The sequence below is a fragment of the Geminicoccus sp. genome (assembly GCF_036263595.1).
In the GTDB taxonomy this organism is placed as follows: Bacteria; Pseudomonadota; Alphaproteobacteria; order Geminicoccales; family Geminicoccaceae; genus Geminicoccus.
Genome location: NZ_DATAGQ010000235.1, coordinates 1 through 1,796 on the forward strand (window position 1 = coordinate 1; position 1,796 = coordinate 1,796).

Here is a 1,796-nt window from a genome sequence, read left to right on the forward strand (position 1 = left end):
TGCCGCAGGAGACGTTCGCGGGCTTCGACCGGTTCGAGGCCCTGATCCGTGCCACCCTGCACACAGAAACAGGCCGTGGCTTTCGTCTGCAAGGCGCCGAAGAGCGGCGCCGTGGCATTGCCGCCGCGCTGGCACCGCTAAGCCGTGCCATGCCCGACGGAGACGTGGAGGCGCTTGCGGCAGGCATGCAGCTTCTCAACAGCGCCGCCGCCTGGGAATTCCTGCGCGACTACTATGGCATGGATGGTCGAACGGCCGGGGCCGTCGCATCACGGATCATGCAATGGCTGCTTCAGGGGATCGAGGCCGAGCAGCCGAGGGAGTGACTGTCAGGCAGCCGTGCTACCGAAGGTCATCAGCACCTGGTCGGCCGCCACGGCATCGCCTGCCTTGACCTTGATCGTCTCGACAACCGCGTCGCGCTCCGCCCGCAGCACGTTCTCCATCTTCATGGCCTCCAATACGCAGAGCTCCTGCCCTGCCTTCACCTCCTGCCCTGCCTCCACCGCCACCGAGACGATCAGGCCCGGCATGGGCGAAACCAGGAACTTGGAAAGATCCGGCGGCTGCTTCTTCGGCATGCGCGCGGCATATTCTGCTGCCTTGCGCGTACGGATCAGGGCCATGACCTGCGCACCGCGATGGGTGAGGAGATAGCCTTCAGGGCGCCGGTCGACCTGGACGAGCAGGCGACGGCCGTCGATTTCCGCAGATGCAATGAACCGGCCAGGGCTCCAGTCCAGCTTCACCGAGACCGCCCGCCGATTCACGGTAACGCGTGGCGCAGCGGACCCAGTCGCTTCCAGCACGAGATCGAACGGCTCCTCGTCCAGCGTGACCAGCCACTCGGCGACATGGACAGGCTTCCAGCCCGGCAGCTTGCCGCTGCCAGCCATGGCACGGTCCGCCTCGACTGTTCGCATGGCCAGCGCAAGCGCCGCCAAGTCCTCCTTCACCCGATGCGACAGCACCGTCCCCTCGAACCGCTCGCCATACTCCTCGGCGATGAAGTTCGTGGTCAGGCGGCCTTCCAGAAACCGCGGATGGGTGATGAGCGAGGTCAGGAACGCGATGTTGTGGCTGAGGCCGCGGATGACATAGGCGTCGAGCGCATCGGCCAGCCTCGCGGCCGCCGTGGCGCGATCATCGGCATAGGCGCAGAGCTTCGCGATCATCGGGTCGTAGAACATCGAGACGTCGAGGCCTTCGGCCACGCCGGCATCGACACGGATGCCCTCGCCCACCGGCGCAACGTACCGACGCAGGCGGCCGGTTGACGGAAGGAAGCCGCGCGACGGATCCTCCGCATAGACCCGTGCCTCGACCGCCCAGCCGGAAAGGCTCACGTCCTTCTGCTGGAGCGTCAGCCGCTCGCCCCAGGCGATCCGGATCATCCACTCGACCAGGTCCAGGCCCGTGACCAGCTCGGTCACCGGGTGCTCGACCTGGAGGCGGGTGTTCATCTCCAGGAAGTAGAAGTTGCGGTGCGCGTCGACGATGAACTCCACCGTGCCTGCTGAGTGGTAGCCGACGGCCCGCGCCAGCGCGACCGCCTGGTCCCCCATGGCCTGCCGGGTCGCCTCGTCGAGGAAAGGTGACGGTGCCTCCTCGATGACCTTCTGGTGGCGGCGCTGGATCGAGCACTCCCGCTCGCCCAGGTGGATGACGTGGCCGTGCCTGTCGCCCAGCACCTGGACCTCGATATGCCGGGGCTGCTCGACATATTTCTCCAGGAACACCCGGTCGTCGCCGAAGGAGGAGCGCGCCTCCGAGCGGGCCCGCTCCAGCCCCTCGGT

General features: G+C 67.0%; 1 protein-coding gene and 1 pseudogene. One reads left to right on the top strand and one right to left on the bottom strand.

Annotated elements, in window-relative coordinates:
* Positions 1–326: pseudogene (locus tag VHL31_RS25430) on the top strand (TetR/AcrR family transcriptional regulator); the annotation flags it as partial.
* A 3-nt stretch (positions 327–329) separates the two neighbouring features.
* Here VHL31_RS25430 and VHL31_RS25435 read toward each other — a convergent pair.
* Positions 330–1,796, bottom strand: a 1,467-nt coding sequence (locus tag VHL31_RS25435; protein ID WP_329664050.1) for a biotin/lipoyl-containing protein, incomplete at its 5' end; no start/stop codon positions are given.